The sequence below is a fragment of the Streptomyces parvulus genome (genome assembly GCF_014648855.1).
In the GTDB taxonomy this organism is placed as follows: Bacteria; Actinomycetota; Actinomycetes; order Streptomycetales; family Streptomycetaceae; genus Streptomyces; species Streptomyces parvulus.
Map to the genome: position 1 here is coordinate 217,393 of NZ_BMRX01000011.1, position 19,280 is coordinate 236,672.

Below are 19,280 nucleotides of genomic sequence, written 5' to 3' on the forward strand. Positions count from 1 at the left end.
TCCTCAGGCGTAGGGGCTGTCGGCACCCGCGGCGGCGGGCCGGGGAGCGCGGGCGGGGCAGCAGCCGACCGGGCACAGGTCGTGGCTCGCGCCCAGCGCGCCGAGCACGCACGGGGCGGCCTCCTCGCCGCGCTCGCCGGCGGCCCGCTCCACGACGAGGTCGCGGACCGCCGCGGCGAACCGCGGGTCGGCGCCGACGGTCGCGGAGCGCCGCACGGGCAGCCCCAGCTCGCCGGCCTTGGCGGTGGCCTCGGTGTCGAGGTCGTACAGGACCTCCATGTGGTCGGAGACGAATCCGATGGGGGCCATCACCACGGCCGGGGCGCCGGCCGCGTGGCGCTCCTCCAGGTGGTCGCAGATGTCGGGCTCCAGCCACGGGATGTGCGGGGCGCCGGAACGCGACTGGTAGACGAGCTGCCAGGGGTGGTCGACGCCGGTGCGGTCGCGGACGGCGTCGGCGATCACCTGCGCGACGTCGAGGTGCTGGCGGACGTAGGCTCCGCCGTCGCCGTGCGCCTCGACGGGCCCGGAGGTGTCCGCGGCCGAGGTGGGGATCGAGTGGGTCGAGAACGCGAGGTGCGCGCCGTCGCGGACCTCGTCGGGCAGCTCGGCCAGCGATTGGACCACCCCGTCGACCATGGGCTCCACGAACCCGGGGTGGTTGAAGTAGTGCCGCAGCTTGTCGACCCGGGGCGGCTCCAGACCCTCGGACTCCAGGGCCGCCAGCGCGTCCGCGAGGTTCTCCCGGTACTGACGGCAGCCCGAGTACGAGGCGTAGGCGCTGGTCGCGAGGACCAGGACGCGGCGGCGGCCGTCGCGGACCATCTCGCGCAGGGTGTCCGTCAGGTACGGCGCCCAGTTGCGGTTGCCCCAGTAGACCGGCAGGTCCAGGCCGTGCTCGGCGAAGTCCTTGCGGAGGGCGTCCAGCAGGGCCCGGTTCTGGTCGTTGATCGGGCTGACGCCGCCGAAGAGGAAGTAGTGCTGCCCGACCTCCTTGAGGCGTTCCTTCGGGATGCCGCGCCCACGCGTCACGTTCTCCAGGAACGGGACCACGTCGTCCGGGCCCTCCGGGCCGCCGAACGAGAGGAGGAGCAGGGCGTCGTACGGACTGACATCGAGCACGTCTGGCATGTCTCGATCCTGCCACCCGGCACTGACAGCGGGGCAACGGCGGGTGCCGACCGCGTGTTCCGGCTGCTCCGCGGGGGTGTTTCCGGGCGTTCCGGCGAGTAATCTGTATCGACTGTGTTCGCACCTTACTGAGGTGTTCTGCCGAGCCGAGCCGCTTCCGGAGACCGAGTTGGCCAGCCCCTACCGCGCCCTGTTCGCCGCCCCCGGCACCAAGGGCTTCTCCGCCGCGGGACTCCTCGGCCGGATGCCGCTGTCGATGATGGGCATCGGCGTGGTGACGATGATCTCGCAGCTCACCGGGCGCTACGGGCTGGCCGGGGCGCTGTCGGCCACGATCGCCCTCGCGGCCGCCTTCGCGGGACCGCAGGTGTCGCGCCTGGTGGACCGGTACGGACAGCGGCGGGTGCTGCGCCCGGCGACCCTGGTGTCGCTGACCGCGGCGGCCGTACTGCTGCCCGCCGCGCACTACGGGTGGCCGGACTGGGTGCTGTTCGCGGCCTGTGTCGGCATCGGGTGCGTGCCGAGCCTCGGCGCGATGGTCCGGGCCCGCTGGGCGGCCCTGTACCGGGGGACTCCGCAGCTGCACACCGCGTACTCCTTCGAGTCCGTGGTGGACGAGGTCTGCTTCATCTTCGGGCCGATCATCTCCATCGGGCTGTCCACCGCGTGGTTCCCGGAGGCCGGACCGCTGCTCGCCGCCTGCTTCCTGGCGACCGGCGTCTTCTGGCTGACCTCTCAGCGCGCCACCGAGCCGGTCCCGCACCCGCGCGAGCACAAGGGCGGCGGCACCGCGCTGCGCTCGCGCGGACTCCAGGTCCTGGTCGGCACGTTCGCGGCCACGGGGACGATCTTCGGGGCCATCGACGTCGTCACCGTGGCGTTCGCCGAGGAGGAGGGACACAAGGCCGCCGCCAGCCTCGTCCTCGCGCTGTACGCGGCGGGGTCGTGCACGGCGGCCATGATCTTCGGGCTGATGCGCTTCGCCGGTCCGCCCGAGCGCCGCTGGCTGCTGGGCGTGTGTGCGATGGCCGTGAGTATGATCCCCCTGCTACTGGTCGGAAACCTGCTGTTTCTGGCCGCGGCGCTGTTCGTTGCGGGTCTGTCCATCGCTCCGACGATGATCACGACGATGTCCCTCATCGAAGAGCACGTACCACGCGCGCAGCTGACCGAGGGCATGACCTGGGTGAGCACCGGACTCGCGGTCGGGGTCGCGCTCGGCTCCTCGGGGGGCGGCTGGGTGATCGACGCCTCCGGGGCGCGTGCGGGGTACTGGGTCCCGGCGGTGGCCGGGGCCGTCGCGGTCGCGGTCGGTTTCCTCGGGTACCGCCGGCTCAAGCGGCCGGATCCGCGTCGGGGAGGCACCGTTGAGCAGCACACGCACGGCGAGCGGCAGGACGAACGGCCGGAACGGCACATGGCGTAACTGGGGCGGAAACGTCTCCGCGCGCCCCGCGCGGGAGGTCACTCCGGCCTCCGTCGAGGAGCTGGCGGACGCCGTCCGCGGGGCGGCCCGGGACGGGCTGCGGGTCAAGGCGGTCGGCACCGGGCACTCGTTCACCTCCATAGCGGCGACGGACGGGCTGTTGATCCGCCCTCAACTGTTGACGGGCATCCGCGACATCGACCGGGACGCCATGACGGTCACGGTGGAGGCGGGCACCCCGCTCAAGCGGCTCAACCTGGCCCTCGCGCGTGAGGGCCTCTCGCTGACCAACATGGGCGACATCACGGAGCAGACCGTCTCCGGCGCGATCAGTACCGGCACCCACGGCACGGGCCGCGAGTCCGCCTCGATCGCCGCGCAGATCCGCGGCCTGGAGATGGTCACGGCGGACGGTTCGGTCCTGACCTGCTCCGAGCGGGAGCGGCCGGAGGTGTTCGCCGCCGCCCGGATCGGCCTGGGCGCGCTGGGCGTCGTCACCGCGATCACCTTCGCGGTCGAGCCGATCTTCCTGCTCACCGCCCGCGAGGAACCGATGCCGTTCGAGCGGGTGCTCGGCGACTTCGACGAACTGTGGACCGAGAACGAGCACTTCGAGTTCTACTGGTTCCCGCACACCGGCAACACCAACACCAAGCGCAACAACCGCAGCGCCGGCCCGGAGCGGCCGGTGGGCCGGGTCCAGGGCTGGTTCGAGGACGAGTTCCTCTCCAACGGCGCCTTCCAGGCGGCCAACTGGATCGGCCGCGCCGCCCCCGGCGCCATCCCGGCCATCGCCCGGTTCTCCAGCAGGGCGCTCTCCGCGCGGACGTACACGGACGTCCCGCACAAGGTCTTCACCTCGCCGCGCCGGGTGCGGTTCGTGGAGATGGAGTACGCCGTTCCGCGGGAGGCGGTCGTCGAGACGCTGCGCGAACTCAAGGCGATGGTCGACCGGTCCCGGCTCAGGATCAGCTTCCCGGTCGAGGTGCGCACGGCCCCGGCCGACGACATCACGCTGTCCACCGCCTCGGGCCGGGACAGCGCCTACATCGCCGTGCACATGTTCCGGGGCACGCCCTACCAGGCCTACTTCACCGCCGCCGAACGCATCTTCACGGCGCACGAGGGGCGGCCGCACTGGGGCAAGGTGCACACCCGGGACGCCGAGTACTTCTCCCGGGTCTACCCGCGCTTCGTCGAGTTCACTGCGCTGCGGGACCGCCTTGACCCTGACCGTCTGTTCCTGAACGACTACTTGCGCCGGGTGCTGGGGCCGTAGCCGAGTCGTCCGGGGCCGGGCTGCCGGAGTCGCCGCCCTCGTCGCCGGTGGCCTCCGGGGTGGGCGTGGGGCTGGTCGCCGTACCGCCGTCCTGCCCGGCGCCACCGCCGGAGGACTCGCCGTCGCCGGTGCCGCTCGGGGTGCCGGACGGGGTCGCGGACGGCGTGTCGCTCCCGGCACCGTCGTCGCCGGAGGTGCCGGAGCCGCCCGGGTCCTCCTTGCCGTCCTCCCGGTTCCCGGAACCGTCGGGCCCACCCGGGTCGTCGGAGTTCCCCGAGTCGCTCGCGGACTTGTTGTGACCGGAGAGGGCGTTGCCCACCGTGGTGCGGTGGCCGCCGCTCAGGTTCTCGCCGGAGGCCAGCTCGTACGTGGTGATCCCGGCCATGGCGACGCCGAAGACGAGGGCGGCCGCGATCACCGGGCGCTTCCAGCCCGTGGTCCGCGCGCGGTAGACGGTTCCCCGGGAGAACTCGCCCCACGCCGGCGCGGCCTCTGCGCCCGCCGTCGGCGTCACGGCGGCCGTGCGCTTCACCCGGAGCTGTTCCCCGGTGCGCTTGAAGAAGTGCTGGAGGACCGAGCCTCCGCAGGTGGCGACCACACTGATCACGCCGGCGCCGAGGATCGTGCCGTAGACGCCGAACGAAGAGGCGAGCTTGGCGGCCACCACCGCGGCCAGGGCGCTGCCCGCGACCTGGGGCAGGCTCAGATCGATCCGCCTGGCCTCCCCCTCCGTACGCACGTCCGCCTCACCTGCGCCATCGGACTTTTCACGCATCCTCTGACCTTGCCTGCCTTTCCCCTACGGGAGCGATCAACTGCACGAGAAAGGGACGTGCGGACGAAACCATTAGTTCCGTTTCTGGTGATTGCGTGAAGTACGCCACGTTCAAGATCGCGACTTTCACGACGGGGACGGCCAAGCGCGCCCTCTTGCCAGAAGTTGGGCGGCGTGCCAATCCACGCACGTGGCCCGAATGGAGTACTGTTGCGAGCCCTGGGCCCGGTCTCCCGACAGGGGGTTCTGAGCCTTGAAGGACCGCCAGGAGGGGGCTAGTTGCACAGGGTGACCGAGTTGGTCACTTAGCGTTGCGAACAGGTAACCGTGCCATAACGGCGATCCAGGGCCCGAGCCCGACACGCCGGGCAACTCGGCAAGGTTGTGGCAGGCTGCACCCGGGCAGGCCACACTCGACAGAGCGGAAGCAGCGACGCACGTGACGTCGGCAGGCACCACCCGGGAGGTCCCCATGCCCGAACTGCGTGTCGTGGCCGTCTCGAATGACGGCACACGGCTGGTGCTGAAGGCTGCCGACAGCACGGAGTACACGCTTCCGATCGACGAACGGCTCCGCGTCGCCGTGCGCGGTGACCGGCCCCGCCTCGGCCAGATCGAGATCGAGGTCGAGAGCCACCTCCGCCCCCGCGACATCCAGGCCCGTATACGTGCCGGCGCGACCGCGGAAGAGGTCGCCCAGCTGGCGGGCATCCCCGTCGACCGCGTGCGGCGCTTCGAGGGTCCGGTGCTGGCCGAGCGCGCCTTCATGGCGGAGCGGGCCCGCAAGACCCCGGTCCGCCGCCCCGGCGAGAACTCCGGGCCGCCCCTCGGCGAGGCCGTGCAGGAGCGGCTGCTGCTGCGTGGCGCCGACAAGGACACCGTCCAGTGGGACTCCTGGCGCCGCGACGACGGCACCTGGGAAGTGCTGCTGGTCTACGTGGTCGCGGGCGAACCGCACTCGGCGAGCTGGACGTACGACCCGCCCCGGCGGCTCGTCCAGGCCGTCGACGCGGAGGCGCGCGCGCTGATCGGCGAGTCCGACGACCTCGCCGCGGCCGAGCCCAGCTTCCCGTTCGTGCCGCGCATCGCCCGGCTGCCCCGCGACCGGCCGCTGGACCGCTCCCTCGACCGGGAGCAGCGGGAGCGGCCGAGCCTGCCCCCGGCGCCGTCCGAACCGGCCGAGGAGACCGCGGCCACCGCGTCGGTGGAACGCGAACGGGACTCGCTCACCAGCCTCCTGGAGGCGGTGCCGAGCTTCCGCGGCGACCTGGTCGTCCCCGAGCGTGCTCCCGAGCCGGTCGAGGAACCGGTGGAGGAGCCCGAGGTCGAGGAGCCCCCGGCGCCCGCCGCGTCGGCCGGTTCCGCCTACGCCGACGTCCTGATGCCGCGCTCGGTGGCCAGCCACCGCGACCGGCTCACCGGGTCCACCGACCGCCAGGCCGAGGCCGACGGCGTCCGGCCCGGGCGCCGCGCGGCCGTGCCGAGCTGGGACGAGATCGTGTTCGGCACCCGCCGGAAGAAGCAGGAATAGGCTCTCTCGCGCTCACCGCGTCCACGGCGGCGGGGCCGCGCCCACGGGGGTGCGGCCCCACCGCCGTCTCCGGGGCCCTCGCCGTGCCGTGCCGTACCCCCTACTGCGGGTCCGGTCCCACCGCGACGGGCCGGGTCGGGTCCGAGGACCACTCCGACCACGAACCCACGTACAGCGCAGCCGGGATGCCGGCCACCGCGAGGGCCAGCACCTCGTGGGCGCCCGACACGCCCGAGCCGCAGTACACGCCCACCTCGCCGTCCTCCGTGGCGCCGAGTGTCCTGAAACGCGCCCGGAGTTCACCGGCGGGCAGGAAGCGGCCGTCCGCGGCGACGTTGTCCGTCGTCGGCGCGGACACCGCGCCCGGGATGTGGCCGCCGACGGGGTCGATCGGCTCGGTCTCGCCCCGGTACCGCTCCCCCGCGCGGGCGTCGAGGAGCACCCCGGAGAGGGCCAGCGCCGCGGCACCGTCCGCGTCCAGCAGCCCCGCGGCGCCCGGCGCCGGCGCGAAGTCGCCCTCCTCGGGCGCCGGTACGTCCGTCGCGAGCGGGTCCGGCCAGGACGGCAACCCGCCGTCGAGCACCCGCACGTTCGGGTGACCCGTCCAGCGCAGGAGCCACCACGCGCGGGCCGCCGCCCACCCCTGACCGCCGTCGTAGACGACGACCGGCCGGCCGGACGACACGCCCGCCCGGCGCATGGCGGCGCCGAACTCGGCCACGTCGGGCAGCGGATGCCGGCCACCCCCGCCCGGAGCCGAGGCGAGTTCCCGGTCCAGGTCGACGTAGACGGCGCCCGGCAGGTGCCCGGCCGCGTACGTGGCCCGGCCGTCGAAGTGCGGGGCGCCCGCGGCCTTGGCGGCGCTCAACTGCCAGCGGACGTCGAGCAGGACGGGCGGCTCGGCGCCCGCCAGCGCCTCGCGGAGGTCGGATGCGGAGATGATGGCGTTCATGGCCCCATCCTGGCGTACCGAGTGGCCGAGGCGCCGATGTCGGGCTACTCTGCCCGCCGGACAGTACCGATCACGAGGCGTGCGGGTTCGGGCACATGCTGTACCACCCGGGCAGCCCGGCTGCCCCATGAGCGCACCCGAGACGCACGGCGCCGGGACCGGTGACGGCATCGGCGCGGGGTCCGTCGGAGCGGAAGCGGACGCACGGCCCGCGAGGGGCCGAGAAGAGAGTGACGATGACGGACGCACGGGGGTCGGAGGGCCGGAACGGCGAGACGAACGCCCGGCGCACACCCGGCGCACCCTGCTGGGTGAGTCTGATGGTGCACGGACCGGCCGCGACCCACGACTTCTACGGGGCCCTGTTCGGCTGGGAGTTCCGGCCCGGGCCCCAGCAACTGGGCCCTTACGCCCGGGCCCTGCTCGACGGGTACGAGGTGGCGGGAATCGGCCAACTGCCGCCGGACCGCCAGCTTCCGATCGCCTGGACGCCCTACTTCGCCTCCGCCGACGTCAACCGCACCGCCGAGACGGTGCGGCTGTGCGGCGGCACGGTCGGCGTCGGCCCGCTGGACGCGGGCGAGGCCGGCCGGCTGGCCATCGCCTCGGACCCGTCGGGCGCCGTCTTCGGTGTCTGGCAGGCGGCGGCGCACCTCGGCACCGCCGTCACGGGAGTGCCCGGCACCCCGGTGTGGAACGAGCTGACCACCTTCGAGACGGCCGGCGTCGCCAAGTTCTACCAAACGGTCTTCGGCTTCGAGCTGGAGCCGGAGGCAGCGGACGGCTCCGACTACGTGACCCTGCGGCTCGACGGCCGCCCGGTCGCCGGCCTGCGCGGTGTGGGCAGTGCGCTCCCCCGCGACAGGGGACCGCACTGGGTGACGTACTTCGAGGTGGCCGACGCGGACGCCTCGCTGGAACGGCTCGTGGGCCTCGGCGGCCATGCGGTCGAGCCGGTCCGGGAATCGGCCCGGGGCAGGCTGGCGATGGTGACGGATCCGGAGGGGGCGCGGTTCGCGCTGCTCCAGAGCCCGCGGGACCCGGCGCACGCCCCCACCGGCGCCTCAGGCGGGTGACACCGGCAGCACGTCCGGCGACAGCGCCCCCGCGCGTGCCGTCGCGGCGGTCGCACGGCGGCGGTGGTGGCGCCGGCACAGGACCTCGTAGCCGATCTCGTCGGGTGACTGGGCGACGTCGCCGACCACCACCTGGGCGCCCTCGACGACCATGACGCCGCCCACGGTGCGGGCGTTGTGCGTGGCGCGGGCGCCGCACCAGCACAGGGCCTCCACCTGGAGCACCTCGACCCGGTCGGCGAGTTCGACCAGGCGCTGGGAGCCCGGGAAGAGCTTGGAGCGGAAGTCGGTGGTGATGCCGAACGCGTACACGTCCAGCTCCAGGTCGTCGACCACGCGCGCGAGCTGGTCGATCTGGCCCGGCGACAGGAACTGCGCCTCGTCCGCGATCACGTAGTCCACGCGTCCGCCGCGCGAGAGGTGGTCGACGACGTGGGCGTACAGGTCCTGGCCGTCCTCGACCTCCGTCGCGTCGGTGACGAGGCCGAGACGCGAGGAGAGCTTGCCCTGGCCCGCGCGGTCGTCCCGGGTGAATATCATCCCGGCGAGTCCGCGGGCCGAGCGGTTGTGCTCGATCTGGAGAGCCAGTGTCGACTTCCCGCAGTCCATCGTTCCGGAGAAGAACACCAGCTCGGGCATGAGGGGTTGGGCACCTTTCGGCAACGGGGCGGAGACTCGGGGGGCTTCAGGTACGTACTTCGAGCAGGGGCACGAACTGCTCGGCAGGGGTCATCGAACCGTGGTTGCCGACCATCGCCGACTCCTTCGGTTCCCGCTCGGAGGCGATGAGGAGGACGTCGTCCCGCGCGGCGGCGACCACGTCGCCGATGCGGTCGTACACGCGGTCGTCGATCCGGGGGCCGAACCAGCCCGCCTCGATCGCCTCGTCCCGGGACGCCACCCAGAATCGGTCGCCCAGCACCTCGCGCCAGCAGGCCAGCACGTCGCCCCGCGCACCCGGGACGGCGTACACGTGCCGGGCGCGGCCCTCGCCGCCGAGGAGGGCGACGCCCGCCTTCAGCTCCCAGTCCTCGTCGAAGTCGACGCGGTGCTCCTCGTCGAAGGGCACGTCGACCATGCCGTGGTCGGCGGTGACGTAGAGGGCGCTGCGCGGCGGCAGCTGCTCGGCGAGGCGCTGGACGAGCCGGTCGACGTGCCCGAGCTGGCCGCGCCAGGTGTCGGAGTCGACGCCGAAGCGGTGTCCGGCGCCGTCGACCTCGGAGTAGTACGTGTACACGAGGGCGCGGTCGGCGCCGGCCAACTGCGCGGCGGCGCTGTCCATCCGGTCCTCGCCGGACAGCTGTCCCACGAACGTGCCGCCGCTGAGCGCGACCTTGGTCAGCGGGGTGTTCGCGAACGTCGGCGACGACACCTGCGCCGCGTGCACGCCCGCCTGCTCGGCGAGCTGGAAGACGGTGGGGTACGGCTGCCAGGCGGCCGGCGCGGTCCACGGCTGCCAGCGCAGCTGGTTCATCAGCGCGCCCGTGGCCGGGTCGCGCACGGTGTATCCGGGCAGGCCGTGGGCGCCCGGCGGGAGTCCGGTGCCGACGGAGGCGAGGGAGGTCGCCGTGGTCGCCGGGTAGCCGGCGGTGATCGGACGTCCGGTGCCGCCGCGCGAGGTGCCCAGCAGCGAGGACAGGAAGGGGGCGTCCTGCGGGTGGGCGCGCAGCTGCTCCCAGCCGAGTCCGTCGATCAGGAAGACGCAGTTCCGGTCGGCCGGGGTCAGTTCGGTGATGCCCGCGGTCATGCCGGGGACGCCGAGTCCGGCGGCCAGGGTGGGCAGGAGGTCGGCGAGGGAGCCCCTGCCGTACTCGGGGACGGGGGCGGAGTCGACGGGGAGGGGTTCCGGGTCGGTGTCCCAGGGGGCCGGCTGCACCATCAGCGGCCGGTCTCCGCGGTCGCCTCGGAGAGGGCCTGAGCGAAGGTGAGCGCCTGGCGCACCGTCTCGGGGCCGTCGCCCGCCTCGCTGACGCGCAGGCTGAGGTCGTCGGCCGTGGAGCTGCCCGTGTAGCCGTGGTCGGCCTCGCAGTTGGGGTCGCCGCAGGCGGCGGGCTCCAGGTCGAGGCGGGAGACGGCGCCCCAGCCGATGGTGAGCACGATCTCGCGGGGCAGGGTGCCCGGCTTGTACTGCTCCGGGTTGGCGACGACGCGACTGACGACGATGGACGAGATCCGGCCGAGCTTGACGGACTCGGTGGACGTCGTGGCGTACGGAGTCGGGGAGGTGTCGTCGGCGGCCTGCTCGTCGGTGTGGCTGACGATGAAGCGGTTGCCGGTGAGCACGAGCACGGTCACGTGCCTGCGCACCTCGTTCTGGTCGAACGTCGTCTCCTGGTGGACCACGTACGACCGCACCGGCTCGCCGCCGACGGCGGCTTCCACCGCCTCGGCCACGAGGGCCGGGTAGTAGCCACTGCGCTCGATCGCCGCTCGCAGCCCCTGGGTCGTCGTACTGGTCTTGGCCATGCCCTCCATCCTAAGGGGGCCCACTGACTGCGCGGCACGCTCCCGCGGTACCCGCACCGGGCCGCGGGCGGTCAGTACGCGGGGAGGGTCCGCGGTCCGAGGTCGTCCCTGGCGGGCGGGGGCGCGAGCCGGACGGAGGCGCCGAGGACGCTCAGGCCGTGCGGCGCCACCACCACCGGTTCCAGGGTGACGGCGACGACCTCGGGGTGGTCGTCCACCAGTCGGGAGACCCGCAGCAGCAGCTCCTCCAGGGCGGGTGCGTCGACCGGAGCCGAACCGCGCCAGCCGAAGAGGAGGGGTGCCGTGCGGATCGAGCGGATCAGCGAGGTTGCGTCGCGGTCGGTGACCGGAATCAGCCGGTGGGCCGTGTCGCCGAGCAGCTGGGTGGCGGCGCCGGCCAGCCCGAAGGAGAGCACCGCGCCGGCCGCCGGGTCGATGACGGCCCGTACGACGGTGTCGACGCCGCGCGGGGCCATGCCCTGCACCACCGGGCGCAGCTCTGCGGGCTTGCCGAACAGGTCGGTCAACTCGGCGTACGCCCGGCGCAGTTGCTCCTCGTCCGCGAGGTCGAGGCGGACGCCGCCCAGGTCGGCGCGGTGGCGCAGGTGGGGAGCGGTGGCCTTGAGGGCGACGGGGTAGCCGATCGCTCGCGCGGCGGAGGCGGCCTCGTCGGGGCCGGGGGCGGGCAGCGCGCGGTGGACCTCGACGCCGTACCTGCCGAGCAGCTCGCAGGTCTCCGCCGCGCCGAGGGTGAGCCCCTGCCCGCGCGCGAGGTGGCCGGCTATCTGCTCGGCGGCGCCCTTCTCGTCGATGTCCTCGTACTCCGGGACCTTGCCGGGGTCCGCGGCGTCGCGGCGCCACTGGGCGTAGGAGACGGCCTCGGCCAGGGCGCGTACCGCGCGTTCGGCGGCGGGGTAGGCCGGGATGAGGCGGGTGCCGTCGCCGCTGCCGGGAGCGGGGGCCACAGGCGGGGAGTCGGTGCCCGCGGGGGTGGGGCGCCGACCGGCGGCGGAGGCTTCCCGGGGTTCGGAGCCGTCGGGCCGCTCGGGTGCCGTCGGCGCTCCGGTGCCGGCGGGCGGCGGTGTGCGGGGTGCGTCCGCGGGCCGCGGTGTGCCGGGGGCCTCCGGGGGCGGCTGCGGCGCGGTGCTGGCCGCGGCCGAGAGGGCTTCCGCGAGGCCGCCCAGTTCCACGTGGACCACGAGGACCGGCTTGGCGGGCACCGCGGCCGCCGCCGAGCGCAGCGCCTCGGCCAGCGCGGCGTCCCCGGACGGCCCCTCCCCCACCGTCGGGATGGCGGTCACCACGACCGCGTCGCACGTGTCGTCGGCGAGGGCCCGGGAGAGGGCGGCGTGGAAGTCGTCCGCGGAGGCCGCCGTGGTGAGGTCGCGCGGCGGGTGCGGCCGCAGCCCCTCGGAGAGGCACGCGTCGTAGGTCAGGAGCCCGAGTGATTCGGAGTTCCCCAGGATGGCGACCCGCGGTCCGGCGGGCAGCGGCTGACGGGCGAGCAGCAGCCCGACGTCCACCAGGTCGGTGATCGTGTCGACCCGGATGACGCCGGCCTGCCGCAGCAGTGCGGAGACCGTGGCGTGCGGCAGGCGTGTCGCCCGTACGGCGTGGCCCTGGGGTGCCACTCCGCCGTGGCGGGCGCCCTGCACCACGACCAGAGGCTTGGCCGCCGCCGTGCGGCGCGCCAGGCGGGTGAACTTGCGCGGGTTGCCGATGGACTCCAAGTACATCAGCGCGACGTCGGTCCGCGGGTCGTCGTACCAGTACTGGAGGACGTCGTTGCCGGACACGTCGGCCCGGTTGCCGGAGGAGACGAAGGTCGACACGCCGGTGACGCCGGTGACCCCGCCGCCGCGCCGGTGCAGGCGGGACAGCAGGGCGATGCCGATGGCGCCGGACTGGGCGAAGAGGCCGATCCGTCCGGGCCGGGGCATCTCGGGGGCGAGGGAGGCGTTGAGCCGGACCTCGGGCGAGGTGTTGATGATGCCGAAGGCGTTGGGGCCGATGATCCGCATGCCGTAGGTGCGGGCCTGGCGCACCAGGGCCCGCTGGCGCTCGCGTCCGTCGGCTCCGCCGTCGGCGTATCCGGCGGAGACCACCACCAGTCCCTGCACGCCGTGCTCGCCGCACTCGGTCACCACCTCGGGGACCTGCTCGGCCGGGACGGTGACCACCGCGAGGTCGACGGGGCCCTCGATGTCCCGCACCGAGCGGCGGGCGGGCACCCCGTCGAGGTCGGTCAGGCCGGTGGCGAACGCCTTGTTCACGGCGTAGAGGCGGCCGGTGTAGCCCGCGTCCCGGATGTTGCCGAGGACGCTGCGGCCGACACCGCCCGGGGTGCGGCCGGTGCCGACGACCGCGACCGAGCCCGGCTGGAGCAGGCGCTGGACGGAACGGGCCTCCGCGCGGTGCTCGCGCGCGTACTGCACGGCGAGGGAGCGGTCGGTGGGTTCGAGATCGAACTCCAGCCGGACCACACCGTCCTCGAAGCTGCGCTTCTGGGTGTAGCCGGCGTCCATGAACACCTTGATCATCTTGGTGTTGGCGGGCAGCACCTCGGCGGCGAAGCGGCGGATCCCGCGCTCGCGGGCGACGGCGGCGATGTGCTCCAGGAGCGCCGACGCGACACCCCGGCCCTGGTGGGCGTCCTGGACGAGGAAGGCGACCTCGGCCTCGTCGGCCGGGGCGGAGGCAGGCGTTCCACCGGGGCCGATGCGGTCGTAGCGTACGGTGGCGATGAACTCGCCGCCGATGGTGGCCGCGAGTCCCACCCGGTCCACGAAGTCGTGGTGGGTGAAGCGGTGGACGTCCTTGGCGGACAGGCGAGGGTACGGCGCGAAGAAGCGGTAGTACTTCGACTCGTCGGACACCTGCTCGTAGAAGCTGACCAGGCGCTCGGCGTCATCGACGGTGATGGGGCGGACGCGCGCGGTGCCGCCGTCGCGCAGCACCACGTCGGCTTCCCAGTGGGCGGGGTACTCGTGCCGGTCCGACGAGGTCTGCATGGGCCCCAGACTACGGCTCGCGTATGACAACGGCGCGGGGCAGTCTGTGGGGGACACACACACCGGACCGAGGCCGCGGTCCGGCCACCGCGGGGACGGCTCACGGTCGTCCCGGCATGCTTCACGATGTGGGAAACTGGTCTAGACAACACTGGTCTAGACAACCTCAACGCCTCTGAACACCTGAAGGGCAGCATCACATGGCTGAGCGCCGCGTCAACGTCGGCTGGGCCGAGGGTCTCCACGCCCGCCCCGCCTCCATCTTCGTCCGAGCCGCCACGGCCACCGGCGTCCCGGTCACGATCGCCAAGGCCGACGGCTCCCCCGTCAACGCGGCCTCCATGCTGGCCGTCCTCGGCCTCGGCGCCCAGGGCGGCGAGGAGATCGTCCTCGCCTCCGACGCCGAGGGCGCGGACGTCGCCCTGGACCGGCTGGCGAAGCTGGTCGCCGAGGGGCTCGAGGAGCTTCCCGAGACCGTCTGACGGACAGCAGCACGAGAAAAGGCCCGCCGGGACCGCCGGACGGGCCTTTTCTCTTTCTGGCGCCTGGAATTCGAGCAGCGGAAAACAACCCCTCGGAATTTCCCCCTCTTTGTATACGGCGCCCGTGTTAATGACGCAGGCTCGCCGTGTTTACGGGACGTTGCGAGTTCCTCACACGCTCAGTCCTCTCCGCGCCGGAGGTGAATCGCAGCCGGTGTCCGGGCGCCGAGCGCTCGGCGTGCAGCGCCATGAGCGCCCGCGCGCGTTCACCGTCCCCCCGGGCCACCGCGTCGAGGATCGCCCCGTGCTCGGCCCAGTACTCCACGGGCCCGGCCGGCGCGTCCACGTCGTACATCCAGGCGATCTTGTGGCGCAGCTGGGTCAGCAGGGCCGTCAGGGAGGGGCTGCCGGCCGCCTGGGCGAGCGTCTCGTGGAACCAGCCGCCCAGGGAGCGCAGGTCCTCGCCGCCGCCCTGCCTGGCGCGTTCCTGCCCGAGCCGGACCAGCCCCCGCAACACCTTGAGGTGGGCGTCGGTCCGGCGCCGGGCGGCACGGGCGGCACCGAGGGGCTCCAGCAGCGTGCGCGACTCCAGCAGGTCGGCGGCCTCCTGCTCCGTCGGTTCCGCGACGCACGCGCCCGCGTGGCGCCGGGTCACCACGAAGCCCTCGGCCTCCAGGGTGCGCAGCGCCTCGCGGACGGGGACGCGGGAGACGCCGTAGCGGCGGGCGAGGATCTCCTCGGTGAGCCGGCCCCCGCGCGCGTGGACGCCGGCGACGATGTCGTCCCGGATGGCCGTGCACACAGAATGCGCCGGAATTCGCATGACCGACCTCCGCCTTAATCCCCGTGAAACGCCGCCGTTTGACGTCTTTCCGCGACTCTAGGCCAAGCAGGCGGATATTCCGACGGCGGGGCGGATTTCATGGATATTTTTTGGCCGTCGGCGGGGGCCGCATGTGCGCTCGGAAACCAAAAGACCCCGGCTCGGTGAGCCGGGGCCTTTCAGGAGGCTGGTGCCCGTGGGGCCGTCCGCCGTCAGACGTCGACGCCGTGCGCGCGGAGGTAGGCGACGGGGTCCATGTCCGAGCCGTACTCCTGGCCCGTGCGCGCCTCGAAGTGCAGGTGGGGCCCGGTGACGTTGCCGGTCGCGCCGGAGAGGCCGATCTGCTGACCGGGTTCGACCGACTGGCCGACCGAGACTCCGACGGAGGACAGGTGCCCGTACTGCGTGTACGTGCCGTCGTGCATCTTGATCACGACCTGGTTGCCGTACGCCCCGCCCCAGCCGGCCTCGACGACGGTGCCGACGCCGACGGCGTGCACCGTGGTGCCGCTGGAGGCGTGGAAGTCGATGCCGGTGTGGCTGCCGGAGGACCACAGCGAGCTGCCGGCCTGGTACGCGGTGGAGACGTAGGACGCGGTGATCGGCGGGACGAAGGTGTTGAGGCGCTTGCGCTCCGCCTCCCGCGCGGCGCGCTCCTTGGCCTCGCGCGCCTCCTTGGCGGCCTCGGCGGCACGCTCGCGGGCGGCCTCCTGGGCCGCCTCACGGGCCGCGGCGTCCGCGGCCGCCTGCCGCTGGGCGAGGGCCTGGGCGTCGATCTCCTCTGCTATGGAGTCGCCGATGCTGACGACCGGGGTGATGCCGCTCCGCTCCACCTCGGGCTCGGCGGCGAGCGCCGGAGCGGCGAGGCTGCCGACGACGCCGGTGGTGGCGAGGGCCGCGACACCCGCCGCGCGGGCGGTGCTGCGGTGCATCCTGCCGGGACGCCGGTGCTTCCCGGTGGCGCGCGTGAACGCCATGTAGAGGCTGGTCCTTTCCTTCCCTCTCGCCTACCGGGTTAGCTGACGGGTTCGGAGCAGGAAGGTCTCCTACGGGCCCCCTCGCGACACGCGCGGGCGTCCGATTCACCCCAGGGACTGCGGTGGGTCCCCGGCTCCCCTGGCTCGCGCCATGCGGGGACTCGGCGATGACTGTCCGGTGCCGCGGGTGCGGCGCACTGCCTGACGAACAGCCCGGATGACGCTAAACGCGACTGTGTTCAATTCTCAAACGCAACAGGTCTTTTGTAGCGCATGCCACAGGGCAGACGGGCAGCACTCCCTCAATTCGGACAAACGGCGGCCCCGGTGACACTCCGGTCACCGGGGCCTCTTCACGCGCGTGCCGCTACTCGGCGGCCACCACGGTGACTTCACCGATGCCGAGGGCCTCGACGGGCTCCTTGATCTGCGACGCGTCGCCGACGAGGACGGTCACCAGGCGGTCCACCGGGAAGGCGTTCACGACCGCCGCGGTGGCCTCCACGGTGCCCGTGGCGGCCAGTTGACGGTAGAGCGTGGCCTGGTAGTCGTCGGGCAGGTGCTGCTCGACCTGGTCGGCCAGGGTGCTCGCCACGGCCGCGGCCGTCTCGTACTTCAGCGGCGCCACCCCCACCAGGTTCTGCACGGCCACGTCGCGCTCGGCGTCGGTGAGCCCCTCCGCGGCGAGCTTGCGCAGCACCGTCCACAGGTCGTCGAGGGCGGGACCGGTGTTGGGCGTGTCGACGGAGCCGCTGATGGCGAGCATGGCGGCACCGGTGCCGTCCGGCGCGGACCGCAGCACCTGGCCGAACGCCCGTACGCCGTAGGTGTAGCCCTTCTCCTCGCGCAGGACGCGGTCCAGGCGGGAGGTGAGGGTGCCGCCGAGGCAGTAGGTGCCGAGCACCTGCGCCGGCCACACCCGGTCGTGCCGGTCGGAACCGGTGCGGCCGATCAGCAACTGCGTCTGCACGGCGCCGGGACGGTCCACGATGACGACCCGGCCGCGGTCGTCGGCGGTGACCGGCGGCACGGGGCGCGGCTCGGCCGCGGAGCCGGTCCACGCGCCCAGGGTGTCGCCGAGCAGGGCGTCCAGGTCGAGGCCGGTGAGGTCGCCGACGACCACGGCGGTGGCCGTGGCGGGGCGGACGTGCTTCTCGTAGAAGGCGCGTACGGAACCGGAGTCGATGGCCGCGACCGTCTCCTCGGTGCCCTGGCGCGGGCGGGACATGCGCGTGCCGGCCGGGAACAGCTCCCTGGAGAGTTCCTTGGCCGCGCGGCGGGCCGGGTTGGCCAGCTCGTGCGGGATCTCGTCGAGGCGGTTGCGGACCAGCCGCTCGACCTCACCGTCCGCGAAGGCGGGTGCCCTGAGGGCGTCGGCGAGAAGGCCGAGGGCCTTGGCGAGGCGCGAGGCGGGCACCTCCAGGCTGAGCCGGACGCCGGGGTGGTCGGCGTGGGCGTCCAGGGTGGCACCGCAGCGCTCCAGCTCGGCGGCGAAGTCCTCGGCGGAGTGCTTGTCGGTGCCCTCGGAGAAGGCGCGCGCCATGATCGTGGCGACGCCGTCGAGACCGGCGGGCTCGGCGTCCAGGGGCGCGTCGAGGAGCACCTCCACGGCGACGACCTGCTGGCCGGGGCGATGGCACCGCAGTACCGTCAGCCCGTTGTCGAGGCTGCCGCGGCCGGGCTCCGGGAACGCCCACGGCTTGGGCTCGCCGGCCTGCGGCTGGGAGTGGAAGTCCATCGTGGCGAGCTCGGTCACTTGGCCGCCTCCTCGTTCTCGTCGGTGGCGTCGGCGTCGGTGGGGGCGGTGGGCTCGTAGACGAGCACCGCGCGGTTGTCGGGGCGCAGGCGGGCCTTGGCGACCTCCTGGACCTCCTCGGCCGTCACTTCGAGCACGCGCTGCACGGCGGTGAGGGCGAGCTGCGGGTCGCCGAACAGCACGGCGTACCGGCACAGTTCGTCGGCCCGGCCGGCGACCGTGCCGAGCCGGTCCAGCCACTCGCGCTCCAGCTGTGCCTGGGCGCGCTCCATCTCCTCGGCGGTGGGGCCCTCCTCGGCGAACCGGGCCAGCTCCTCGTCGATGGCGGTCTCGATGACCGGGACCTCCACGTCGCCGGAGGTCTTGACGTCCAGCCAGCCCAGGGAGGGCGCCCCGGCGAGCCGCAGCAGGCCGAAGCCGGCGGCGACGGCGGTGCGGTCGCGGCGCACCAGCCGGTTGTAGAGGCGGGAGGACTCGCCGCCGCCCAGGACGGTGAGCGCCAGGTCGGCCGCGTCGCACGCACGCGTGCCGTCCTCCGGGAGCCGGTAGGCCGCCATCAGGGCGCGGGCCGGGACCTCCTCCTCGACGACCTCGCGCAACTGCGCCCCCATGACGTCGGGCAGGGAGCCGTCCCGGGGAGGCTGCTTGCCGTCGTGCGAGGCGATGGAGCCGAAGTACTTCTCGATCCAGGCGAGCGTCTGCTCGGGGTCGATGTCGCCGACGACCGACAGCACCGCGTTGTTCGGCGCGTAGTAGGTGCGGAAGAAGGCGCGGGCGTCCTCCAGGGTGGCCGCGTCCAGGTCGGCCATGGAACCGATCGGCGTGTGGTGGTAGGGGTGGCCCTCCGGGTAGGCGAGGGCGGTCAGCTTCTCGAAGGCCGTGCCGTAGGGGACGTTGTCGTAGCGCTGGCGGCGCTCGTTCTTGACGACGTCCCGCTGGTTCTCCATGGACTCCTCGTCCAGGGCGGACAGCAGGGAACCCATGCGGTCGGCCTCGAGCCAGAGGGCGAGCTCCAGCTGGTGGGCGGGCATGGTCTCGAAGTAGTTGGTCCGCTCGAAGCTGGTGGTGCCGTTGAGGGAGCCGCCGGCGCCCTGCACCAGCTCGAAGTGGCCGTTGCCCTTGACCTGGGCGGAGCCCTGGAACATGAGGTGCTCGAAGAGGTGAGCCAGGCCGGTGCGTCCCTTGACCTCGTGGCGGGAGCCGACGTCGTACCAGAGGCACACTGCGGCGACCGGGGTCAGGTGGTCCTCGGAGAGCACCACGCGCAGGCCGTTGGCCAGGCGGTGCTCGGTCGCTGTCAGGCCGCCGGAGCCTGCCTGGGCTGTGGCCGTGTGACCCATGGGCATGTACGTCCCTTCGATCGCGGAATACTTGGCGGAATCATTGGGCGGAACTGCGGAATTCCGCCGATCCTGCCACTGTATGCAAGCGTGCGGGGCCCCGGTGGAGTTCCCGGGCCGCGTACGCCGAGAGCGAGAACGGGGTTGGCGGCCCGCCGGGGACGGGGAGGCGGGGCGAGGGCGTACCCTGCGGGCAGCGCCGGGCCGGGCAGCCCGTGTCGGGTCCTGGTCGGTGGCTGTCAGTGCCGCAGTCCA

At 73.3% G+C, this 19,280-nt stretch carries 16 protein-coding genes and 1 riboswitch; of the genes, 5 read left to right on the forward strand and 11 right to left on the reverse strand.

The genetic code is table 11. The annotated features are described in order from the left end of the window. Nucleotides 1–3: 3 nt before the first annotated feature. Nucleotides 4–1,131, reverse strand: a complete 1,128-nt coding sequence (locus tag IE108_RS23205) for a ferrochelatase (RefSeq protein ID WP_064730229.1) — start codon at nucleotides 1,129–1,131, stop codon at nucleotides 4–6. Nucleotides 1,132–1,300: 169 nt separating this feature from the next. Here IE108_RS23205 and IE108_RS23210 point away from each other — a divergent pair, with 169 nt between their 5' ends. Continuing rightward, entirely contained in the window at nucleotides 1,301–2,557 is a 1,257-nt protein-coding gene (locus IE108_RS23210; protein WP_064730228.1) for an MFS transporter, read from the forward strand. Continuing rightward, nucleotides 2,499–3,836, forward strand: a complete 1,338-nt coding sequence (locus tag IE108_RS23215; protein ID WP_064730227.1) for a D-arabinono-1,4-lactone oxidase — start codon at nucleotides 2,499–2,501, stop codon at nucleotides 3,834–3,836. Before IE108_RS23210 ends, IE108_RS23215 begins: the two co-directional genes overlap by 59 nt. On the opposite strand, the gene IE108_RS23220 is transcribed toward IE108_RS23215, so the two are convergent. Further along, the gene (locus tag IE108_RS23220; RefSeq protein ID WP_064730226.1) at nucleotides 3,760–4,611 is read right to left on the reverse strand and encodes a hypothetical protein; all 852 of its coding nucleotides are present in this window, start codon (nucleotides 4,609–4,611) and stop codon (nucleotides 3,760–3,762) included. The two genes, IE108_RS23215 and IE108_RS23220, sit on opposite strands and share 77 nt — an antisense overlap. A gap of 472 nt (nucleotides 4,612–5,083) precedes the next feature. Between IE108_RS23220 and sepH the strand changes: the two genes are divergently transcribed. Continuing rightward, nucleotides 5,084–6,142 (forward strand): septation protein SepH, encoded by a 1,059-nt coding sequence (sepH, locus tag IE108_RS23225; protein ID WP_064730225.1) that lies wholly within the window; start codon nucleotides 5,084–5,086, stop codon nucleotides 6,140–6,142. A 100-nt stretch (nucleotides 6,143–6,242) separates the two neighbouring features. Here the strand turns inward: sepH and IE108_RS23230 are convergent, their stop codons facing one another. After that, on the reverse strand, nucleotides 6,243–7,094 hold the full coding sequence (locus IE108_RS23230; RefSeq protein WP_064730224.1) for a sulfurtransferase: 852 nt from the start codon (nucleotides 7,092–7,094) through the stop codon (nucleotides 6,243–6,245). 236 nt (nucleotides 7,095–7,330) lie between these two features. On the opposite strand from IE108_RS23230, the gene IE108_RS23235 reads away from it, so the two are divergent. Continuing rightward, on the forward strand, nucleotides 7,331–8,170 hold the full coding sequence (locus IE108_RS23235; protein WP_064731998.1) for a VOC family protein: 840 nt from the start codon (nucleotides 7,331–7,333) through the stop codon (nucleotides 8,168–8,170). Here IE108_RS23235 and IE108_RS23240 read toward each other — a convergent pair. The 4 genes from IE108_RS23240 to IE108_RS23255 all read right to left on the reverse strand — a co-directional run bounded on the left by IE108_RS23240 (nucleotide 8,159) and on the right by IE108_RS23255 (nucleotide 13,647). Then, nucleotides 8,159–8,809 (reverse strand): thymidine kinase, encoded by a 651-nt coding sequence (locus tag IE108_RS23240; RefSeq protein WP_064730223.1) that lies wholly within the window; start codon nucleotides 8,807–8,809, stop codon nucleotides 8,159–8,161. The two genes, IE108_RS23235 and IE108_RS23240, sit on opposite strands and share 12 nt — an antisense overlap. Nucleotides 8,810–8,855: 46 nt before the next feature. Next, nucleotides 8,856–10,049 (reverse strand): alkaline phosphatase family protein, encoded by a 1,194-nt coding sequence (locus IE108_RS23245; RefSeq protein WP_064730222.1) that lies wholly within the window; start codon nucleotides 10,047–10,049, stop codon nucleotides 8,856–8,858. Next, on the reverse strand, nucleotides 10,049–10,645 hold the full coding sequence (locus tag IE108_RS23250; protein WP_064730221.1) for a DUF5998 family protein: 597 nt from the start codon (nucleotides 10,643–10,645) through the stop codon (nucleotides 10,049–10,051). The genes IE108_RS23245 and IE108_RS23250 overlap by 1 nt, the downstream gene beginning before the upstream one ends. 62 nt (nucleotides 10,646–10,707) lie before the next feature. After that, the gene (locus IE108_RS23255; protein ID WP_064730220.1) at nucleotides 10,708–13,647 is read right to left on the reverse strand and encodes a bifunctional acetate--CoA ligase family protein/GNAT family N-acetyltransferase; all 2,940 of its coding nucleotides are present in this window, start codon (nucleotides 13,645–13,647) and stop codon (nucleotides 10,708–10,710) included. Nucleotides 13,648–13,847: 200 nt separating this feature from the next. Here IE108_RS23255 and IE108_RS23260 point away from each other — a divergent pair, with 200 nt between their 5' ends. Further along, nucleotides 13,848–14,129 carry an HPr family phosphocarrier protein gene (locus IE108_RS23260; RefSeq protein WP_064730219.1) on the forward strand — a complete coding sequence of 94 codons (282 nt, stop codon included), beginning with the start codon at nucleotides 13,848–13,850 and terminating at the stop codon, nucleotides 14,127–14,129. A 127-nt stretch (nucleotides 14,130–14,256) separates the two neighbouring features. On the opposite strand, the gene IE108_RS23265 is transcribed toward IE108_RS23260, so the two are convergent. The 4 genes from IE108_RS23265 to IE108_RS23280 form a co-directional block, all read right to left on the reverse strand. After that, complete coding sequence (locus IE108_RS23265; RefSeq protein WP_064730218.1) at nucleotides 14,257–14,952, reverse strand: GntR family transcriptional regulator; 696 nt, start codon at nucleotides 14,950–14,952, stop codon at nucleotides 14,257–14,259. A 212-nt stretch (nucleotides 14,953–15,164) separates the two neighbouring features. Beyond that, nucleotides 15,165–15,929: a M23 family metallopeptidase gene (locus IE108_RS23270; RefSeq protein WP_064730217.1), complete on the reverse strand. Its 765-nt coding sequence runs from the start codon at nucleotides 15,927–15,929 to the stop codon at nucleotides 15,165–15,167. A gap of 12 nt (nucleotides 15,930–15,941) precedes the next feature. Continuing rightward, nucleotides 15,942–16,106, reverse strand: a riboswitch (cyclic di-AMP (ydaO/yuaA leader). Between the two features lie 190 nt (nucleotides 16,107–16,296). Continuing rightward, nucleotides 16,297–17,685 (reverse strand): M16 family metallopeptidase, encoded by a 1,389-nt coding sequence (locus IE108_RS23275; protein WP_064730216.1) that lies wholly within the window; start codon nucleotides 17,683–17,685, stop codon nucleotides 16,297–16,299. Beyond that, complete coding sequence (locus IE108_RS23280; RefSeq protein WP_064730215.1) at nucleotides 17,682–19,031, reverse strand: M16 family metallopeptidase; 1,350 nt, start codon at nucleotides 19,029–19,031, stop codon at nucleotides 17,682–17,684. The genes IE108_RS23275 and IE108_RS23280 overlap by 4 nt, the downstream gene beginning before the upstream one ends. Nucleotides 19,032–19,280 lie beyond the last annotated feature (249 nt).